The sequence below is a fragment of the Neobacillus sp. Soil_C_43 genome (assembly GCF_057656715.1).
The window spans coordinates 50,360-56,928 of sequence record NZ_JBDGJV010000027.1 but is presented as its reverse complement, the minus strand read 5'-3'; the positions used below and the strand labels follow the sequence as shown (position 1 = coordinate 56,928).

7 protein-coding genes, 12 tRNA genes and 1 rRNA gene are annotated in these 6,569 nt (G+C 40.7%); 18 read left to right on the top strand and 2 right to left on the bottom strand.

Annotation, left to right across the window (positions count from 1 at the left end; translation table 11 throughout):
* From rrf to AC3A54_RS24040, 13 genes are all read left to right on the top strand, one after another.
* Positions 1 to 77, top strand: a 5S ribosomal RNA gene (gene rrf / locus AC3A54_RS24100); the annotation flags it as partial.
* Between the two features lie 42 nt (positions 78 to 119).
* Positions 120 to 194 (top strand) — tRNA-Glu (locus AC3A54_RS24095).
* A gap of 5 nt (positions 195 to 199) precedes the next feature.
* Positions 200 to 275: transfer RNA gene (locus AC3A54_RS24090), tRNA-Val, on the top strand.
* 29 nt (positions 276 to 304) lie between these two features.
* Positions 305 to 380: transfer RNA gene (locus AC3A54_RS24085), tRNA-Thr, on the top strand.
* Between the two features lie 19 nt (positions 381 to 399).
* Positions 400 to 473: transfer RNA gene (locus tag AC3A54_RS24080), tRNA-Arg, on the top strand.
* Positions 474 to 479: 6 nt separating this feature from the next.
* Positions 480 to 556: transfer RNA gene (locus AC3A54_RS24075), tRNA-Pro, on the top strand.
* A 22-nt stretch (positions 557 to 578) separates the two neighbouring features.
* A tRNA-Ala gene (locus AC3A54_RS24070) sits at positions 579 to 651 on the top strand.
* A 21-nt stretch (positions 652 to 672) separates the two neighbouring features.
* Positions 673 to 749 (top strand) — tRNA-Met (locus AC3A54_RS24065).
* A 9-nt stretch (positions 750 to 758) separates the two neighbouring features.
* Positions 759 to 851 (top strand) — tRNA-Ser (locus AC3A54_RS24060).
* A gap of 162 nt (positions 852 to 1,013) precedes the next feature.
* Positions 1,014 to 1,087, top strand: a tRNA-Met gene (locus tag AC3A54_RS24055).
* A gap of 3 nt (positions 1,088 to 1,090) precedes the next feature.
* Positions 1,091 to 1,167 (top strand) — tRNA-Asp (locus tag AC3A54_RS24050).
* 28 nt (positions 1,168 to 1,195) lie between these two features.
* Positions 1,196 to 1,269 (top strand) — tRNA-Gly (locus AC3A54_RS24045).
* Positions 1,270 to 1,274: 5 nt separating this feature from the next.
* Positions 1,275 to 1,348: transfer RNA gene (locus AC3A54_RS24040), tRNA-Ile, on the top strand.
* Between the two features lie 66 nt (positions 1,349 to 1,414).
* Here the strand turns inward: AC3A54_RS24040 and AC3A54_RS24035 are convergent.
* On the bottom strand, positions 1,415 to 1,603 hold the full coding sequence (locus tag AC3A54_RS24035) for a hypothetical protein (protein WP_308081275.1): 189 nt from the start codon (positions 1,601 to 1,603) through the stop codon (positions 1,415 to 1,417).
* A 124-nt stretch (positions 1,604 to 1,727) separates the two neighbouring features.
* Between AC3A54_RS24035 and AC3A54_RS24030 the strand changes: the two genes are divergently transcribed.
* Positions 1,728 to 2,540: a VOC family protein gene (locus AC3A54_RS24030; RefSeq protein WP_487656508.1), complete on the top strand. Its 813-nt coding sequence runs from the start codon at positions 1,728 to 1,730 to the stop codon at positions 2,538 to 2,540.
* A gap of 276 nt (positions 2,541 to 2,816) precedes the next feature.
* Here the strand turns inward: AC3A54_RS24030 and AC3A54_RS24025 are convergent, their stop codons facing one another.
* Complete coding sequence (locus AC3A54_RS24025; protein WP_487656507.1) at positions 2,817 to 3,797, bottom strand: zinc-binding dehydrogenase; 981 nt, start codon at positions 3,795 to 3,797, stop codon at positions 2,817 to 2,819.
* Between the two features lie 162 nt (positions 3,798 to 3,959).
* On the opposite strand from AC3A54_RS24025, the gene AC3A54_RS24020 reads away from it, so the two are divergent.
* The 4 genes from AC3A54_RS24020 to AC3A54_RS24005 all read left to right on the top strand — a co-directional run bounded on the left by AC3A54_RS24020 (position 3,960) and on the right by AC3A54_RS24005 (position 6,364).
* Positions 3,960 to 4,394 carry a MarR family winged helix-turn-helix transcriptional regulator gene (locus AC3A54_RS24020; protein WP_487656506.1) on the top strand — a complete coding sequence of 145 codons (435 nt, stop codon included), beginning with the start codon at positions 3,960 to 3,962 and terminating at the stop codon, positions 4,392 to 4,394.
* 68 nt (positions 4,395 to 4,462) lie between these two features.
* Positions 4,463 to 5,110, top strand: coding sequence for an SDR family oxidoreductase (locus AC3A54_RS24015; protein ID WP_487656505.1), 648 nt, complete (start codon positions 4,463 to 4,465; stop codon positions 5,108 to 5,110).
* Positions 5,111 to 5,213: 103 nt separating this feature from the next.
* Positions 5,214 to 5,750 (top strand): NAD(P)H-dependent oxidoreductase, encoded by a 537-nt coding sequence (locus AC3A54_RS24010; protein ID WP_487656504.1) that lies wholly within the window; start codon positions 5,214 to 5,216, stop codon positions 5,748 to 5,750.
* 89 nt (positions 5,751 to 5,839) lie between these two features.
* The gene (locus tag AC3A54_RS24005; protein WP_308081270.1) at positions 5,840 to 6,364 is read left to right on the top strand and encodes an NAD(P)H-dependent oxidoreductase; all 525 of its coding nucleotides are present in this window, start codon (positions 5,840 to 5,842) and stop codon (positions 6,362 to 6,364) included.
* The last annotated feature ends 205 nt before the right edge of the window (positions 6,365 to 6,569 follow it).

Genomic DNA, 6,569 nt, shown 5'->3' with positions numbered 1-6,569 from the left:
CGAACACGGAAGTTAAGCTTCTCAGCGCCGATGGTAGTTGGGACGAAAGTCCCTGTGAGAGTAGGACGTTGCCAGGCTAAACTTTATTTTTTGGCGATTAAGGCGTCAAGATTTAAAGTGGCCCCTTGGTCAAGCGGTTAAGACACCGCCCTTTCACGGCGGTAACACGGGTTCGAATCCCGTAGGGGTCACCATTATTGGAGGATTAGCTCAGCTGGGAGAGCATCTGCCTTACAAGCAGAGGGTCGGCGGTTCGATCCCGTCATCCTCCACCATATAAATCAACTATATTTTTCATTCCTATGCCGGGGTAGCTCAATTGGTAGAGCAACTGACTTGTAATCAGTAGGTTGGGGGTTCAAGTCCTCTCGCCGGCACCACTTTACTTTTCATTTATACGCGCCCTTAGCTCAGCTGGATAGAGTGTTTGACTACGAATCAAAAGGTCGGGAGTTCGAATCTCTCAGGGCGCACTTTAACGGGAAGTAGCTCAGCTTGGTAGAGCACTTGGTTTGGGACCAAGGGGTCGCAGGTTCGAATCCTGTCTTCCCGACCAGTCCTAACTATTTAATAATTTGGGGGCCTTAGCTCAGCTGGGAGAGCGCCTGCCTTGCACGCAGGAGGTCAGCGGTTCGATCCCGCTAGGCTCCACCTTAATTAAATTTTATATTTGGCGGTGTAGCTCAGCTGGCTAGAGCGTACGGTTCATACCCGTAAGGTCGGGGGTTCGATCCCCTCCGCCGCTACCATATATGTACGGAGGAATACCCAAGTCTGGCTGAAGGGATCGGTCTTGAAAACCGACAGGCGGGTCATACCGCGCGGGGGTTCGAATCCCTCTTCCTCCTCCATATTTCTTTTAAAATTTTTACCGTCACGGGGTGGAGCACGTTCGAATAAGCTTCTTCGAATGATCTACAGCGCAACGATTGAGCCACAGCTTGAATATGCTTTCCGAAATCGGGGCGGTCTTCAAACTAAGGTCATGCACAAAATGTAATATTTTCTATTGTCGCGGGGTGGAGCAGTCCGGTAGCTCGTCGGGCTCATAACCCGAAGGTCGCAGGTTCAAATCCTGTCCCCGCAATATGGTCTGGTAGTTCAGTTGGTTAGAATGCCTGCCTGTCACGCAGGAGGTCGCGGGTTCGAGTCCCGTCCAGACCGCCATTTTTCTAGATATATTAAATCTAAATATGCGGGTGTAGTTTACTGGTAAAACCTCAGCCTTCCAAGCTGATGTAGTGGGTTCGATTCCCATCACCCGCTCCATTTAGGGGCCTATAGCTCAGCTGGTTAGAGCGCACGCCTGATAAGCGTGAGGTCGATGGTTCGAGTCCATTTAGGCCCACTAGAAAAGGAAAAAGCGATTGCTATTAAGCAGTCGCTTTTTTTGTGTTAATTTTAATTCCGAAATTTAAGCTGCCTCAAGTAGTTCCTTTTCTCTTTCCACTTCTAATGCTGATACAATGTAAGCAAACCCATTCATTAAAAAGTAAATAACATTAGACTGTACCCGTTCAGTTTCTCCTAAATAGGTATTTACGATAATGGTAACAGAGTATAAAATGACAAAAAATAAAGCAATTTTATTGAAAATATTCATTCAACCGACCCCTTTTTTAGGATTCTTATTTTAATCATATTTGTTATTAGCGTATCTTATGCAAGCCACATCCCAATTGCCTATTCAACAGGTCAATTTTAAAAAGAAGAAAGGAGCTATTTAGATGTCATTTTCCTTCGATCACTTAGTGATATTTCTAAAAAAGCCAGAGGAGGCACTAGTGCCTTTATACGAGAAAGGAATTCATGCCATTAACGGAGGTCATCATCAATGGTGGGGAACGTATAACTCTTTGTCCTACTATGGGTTAAGCTATATTGAGTTTTTAGGAATTGAAGATTTATCAATTGCGGTGAAACAAAGAAATAATCGATTGATTACAGAAGTTGTGGAGAAGCTCTCAAAAAAAGGGCAAGAGGGACCGGCTAAAATAGCGATTCGAACAAATAGAATCCATCAATTAGCTGCAAGGCTTAAAGAGGAGGGACGTACAGTGTATGGTCCATTCCCTGGTGAGCGAGTTCGTGCTGATGGGCAAATCATTAAGTGGTCACTATTATTTCTAGAAAATGACCCCAATGAACTTACCATGCCATTTTTCATTGATTGGGAAAAGTCTGATGAAGAGAGGTTTTTAGATTTAAAAGAGCAAGGATTAATAGGTAACCATCAGATAGGGAATCCAACATTTGGGAGTGTAGGGTCTGTGGTTCAAAACTTAGAAAATACCATAACCAAGTGGGGAGAATTATTAAACCTTGAGCCTAGTGAGGAATTTATTGATGCAGCCATGAATGCTATATGCCAAAAACTAGACCTCTCAGGCACAAGTCTATTGTTCTGTACACCACTTGGAGAGGGACCAGTCAAAAAGGTATTAGAGAAAAAAGGAGAGACTCCTTTCCTAATAAATCTTGAGGGAACAAGTCAGACTGGTATGTTTGAGTTGTTTGGTGGATTATGGAGAGAGCAGTAACCTAAAGCGATGTAGAAGAGTCATATTCTGCTATGGAAATGTATCATCAAAGTCGATCTGCGGTGCCTCTAATAAAAAATAGGCGTTTTGCTAGTTTTTGGGATAGCTAGACTATGTTGCTTGGTGTAAAATTACATCTTATCAGCGAATTTTTAACTTTTATCAGCGAATTCCATGCGTTTATCGGCGAATATACATGTTTTATCGGCGAATCATAAATCACCGCTACAAATTTTAAAGGCGAACAGAATCCAACTGTTCGCCTAACTCAGCATCTTACTTTATTTTCGCTACAATCTTCCCCTTCACATGTCGTTCAGCAAGACGGGATAGTGCTTCAGGTACTTGTTCAAGTGTGATCACTTCTTTTAACATAGACGAAATTTTTCCTTCTGCCAATAATGCGAGCATTTCGTTCCCCATCACACCTAAATCTTCTTGTGCCTTTCGATCTCCGGATTGATGGGCAGGCCCAAGAGCAATCTCATGGAAAGAAATTGCTTTGGTAAAAGGCTTCACCTGTGTGTAATCAGGGGCACCAGAAATATGAACGATGTGTCCTAAAAAGGCGAGCATGTCCAATGAATCGGTGGCACTTTGACGGCTTACCGCATCAATCACGGCATCTACTCCACGGCCATTAGTAATCTCCATTACCTTCGCCTTCACATCTTCTTCCCGATAATCGATAACATAGTCCGCACCAAGTGATTGCACATACTCGTGATTATGCCGAGAAGCCGTAGAGATAACTGTTTTACCAGCCGACTTCGCTAATTGAACAGCAAACCCACCTACGCCACCAGCACCGCCGTGAATGAGAAGGGTATCAATGTGGTCCATTGGAAGCTTACGGAATAAGGATTGATAAGCAGTATATCCCGCTGTTGGCAAAGCCGCAGCATCTTCGAAGGTTACTTGATCTGGAATCCGTGAAACTGTATGAGCAGTTGTCACTGCGTATTCAGCATAACCGCCTTTTTTCGTAAGATCCCCATGATACACTACTCGATCGCCTTTTGCCCAACCAGTTACACATTCGCCTACTTCTGCAACTACCCCAGCAACATCTAATCCTAGAATATGAGGGTATGCCCAATTTGAATTGCCGCCTGTTGCCGTTTTATAATCAACCGGATTGAGTCCTACTGCATGAACCTCAATCAATAACTCACCTGCACTTGGTTTCGGAATATCTATTTCTTCTACCTTCATCTCTTTCCAAAGACCTTTTTCATGTAAAAGTAATGCTTTCATCACTATCATCCTTTGTTAAAAATTGTTAATCTAATTTTTCCAACACAGTTAATAATATATACTGTTGAAAACTATCACAAGAAAACTGAACTTTTCTTAGTTGACTAAAATGATAATCCATGTTAATTTGTATATGCAAATGAAAAAAGGGACTGAGCAATAATGAATGAAGAAGAACAAATATTAATTCATTGTTTATATTTTACAGCAAGCCGTTTTGCTCGTAACATTTCAAAATTGGCAGAGAAGACGTTCGATTTCGGGGAACTTGCACCTTCTTATTTATACATGATCATGATTGTAAAATTCCATCCTGAGATCAATCAAAAAGATTTATGCCATAAGCTCTCCATTGCACCTTCGACCAGTACGCGGTTTATAGATAAACTAGAAAAACTTAAGCTGGTTACACGAAAAATGGATGGAAAACAAACGCATATCTCTTTAACTGATGAAGGAGAAAAAGTATACCATCAATTCCGTGTTTCTTTAAAAGAATTGTTCGTGGGTTATTCCGACATTTTAGGGCGAGAATTCAGTATGGATTTAAGCAAGATGCTTCATGAAGCAAGCAATAAGCTAGAAAAAGAACTGTAATTTTTTTACCCTATCATTTGCATATACAAATATAGATGGTTTAGAAACTTGAATATGGAGGCCATTTTATGAAAGAAAAGGTATTGTTGATTGTCGGTGCAGGGCCTGGAATTAGCTTAAGTACTGCAAAGAAATTCGGTAAAGAAGGCTTTAAAGTTGCCCTTGTATCACGACGTATAGATGCTTTACAGAAGTACGAAGAAGAGCTACGAGCTGAAGGAATTACGGCAAATGGCTTTCCGGGGGATGTTTCATCAGAAGTATCTTTAAAAGCAGCAATAGACTCAGTGATTAAAGTTTACGGAAAAATTGATGTTCTATTATACAACGCGGCAGCAGTTAGACTAGGTAAGCCGACAACATTAAGCATAGATGACTTAGTTAAAGATTTTAAAATCAATGTGGCTGGGGCCCTTTCAAGTGTAAAAGAAGTCCTTCCTTACCTTGAAAACGGAACGATCCTTTTAACTGGCGGAGGGTTGGCGATTCATCCATTTGCTGATTATGCATCCTTAGCGATTGGCAAAGCAGGCATCCGCAGCTTAGCACATAGCTTACATCAAGAATTAAGTGTTAAAGGTGTTTATGTCGGAACTCTAACAATTAAAGGATTTGTTAAAGAAGGAACGTACTACTCACCTGAAAATATTGCAGATACTTTTTATAGCATGTATGAAACAAGAAAAGAAGTAGAAGTCATTTTTGAAGAAAAGTAATATTTTTTTAAGTATTCATTTGTATGTACAAATAAATGCTATTTTGGAATGAAACATTTTTTGAGGCTAAACCTAATATTAGACAGAAAAAGGAGACTAAATGATGAAAACACTTGTAATTATTACTCACCCTAATCTTGAGCAATCTAGAATTAATCGTGCGTGGATGGAAGAGTTGAAAAAGCATGAAGAGTTAACCATCCATACACTTTATGAAGCATACCCTGATGGAAAAATAAATGTTGAACAAGAGCAAAAACTATTAGAGGCGCATGACCGTATTATTCTTCAATTCCCATTCTACTGGTACAGCACACCACCTTTGTTAAAGCAATGGCAGGATGAAGTGCTTTCCTATGGATGGGCATATGGAGAAGGCGGCGACAAGCTTCACGGAAAAGAACTAGGACTTGCGATTTCAACTTTTGGTCCAACAGATTCTTATCAGCCGACAGGATACAATCATTTTACCATGGAGACATTAACCACACCGTTACAACAAACAAGCAATTTGATTGGAACACGTTTCATGCCATTATTTGTGTTGAATGGTGTTGCCTATGTTACAGATGAACAGCTTGCACAAAGCACAAAAGATTACGTAGAATATGTTCTTCAACCGTCATTGATTAATGCTTAACCATTTAATAGAGGTGTTTTGAGAGAAAATACCTCTAGATATATTTTTTATTAATCATTTGTATATACAAATTTAAAGGAGAATTCATCATGAAGACATTAGTTATTGTCGCACATCCAAACTTAAAAAACTCAGTTATAAACAAAATGTGGGCTGATCGATTACATCAAGAAAAAGATATTACGGTGCATGAATTATACGCAGCCTATCCTGATGGAAAAATTGACGCCGCTCATGAACAAAAACTATTGCTTGACCACGACAGAATTGTCTTCCAGTTCCCATTCTACTGGTACAGCAGTCCTTCTCTATTAAAGGAGTGGCAGGATGTTGTTCTCACTTACGGATGGGCATATGGCTCTGAAGGAACGAAATTACGTGGAAAAGAATTTATGCTTGCGATTTCAACTGGCGGACCGGAAGCAGCTTACCAAGCGGGTGGTTATAATCACTACAGCATGAGTGAGCTAACGAAGCCATTCCAAGCCACAGCAAACCTGACAGGAATGCGCTTTTTACCAACATATACAGCACAAGGTGTCCGTTTCCTAACTAGCGAGCAAGTTCGAGAAAGCGCGGAAAAATTAGTAGAACAGTTAAAAGCTTCATATTAATCTTTTGGCTGTTTTCGCGAAGTTTGTTGTTATTAATATTAGAATTCATCAACCATGTCAGAAGTTGGCTCATGTTCTGACAGAGTTGACCAAAAATATATCAACCCTGTCAGAAGTTGGCTCATGTTCTGACAGAGTTGACCAAAAATTCATCAACCCTGTCAGAAGTTGGCTCATGTTCTGACAGAGTTGACCAAAAATTCAT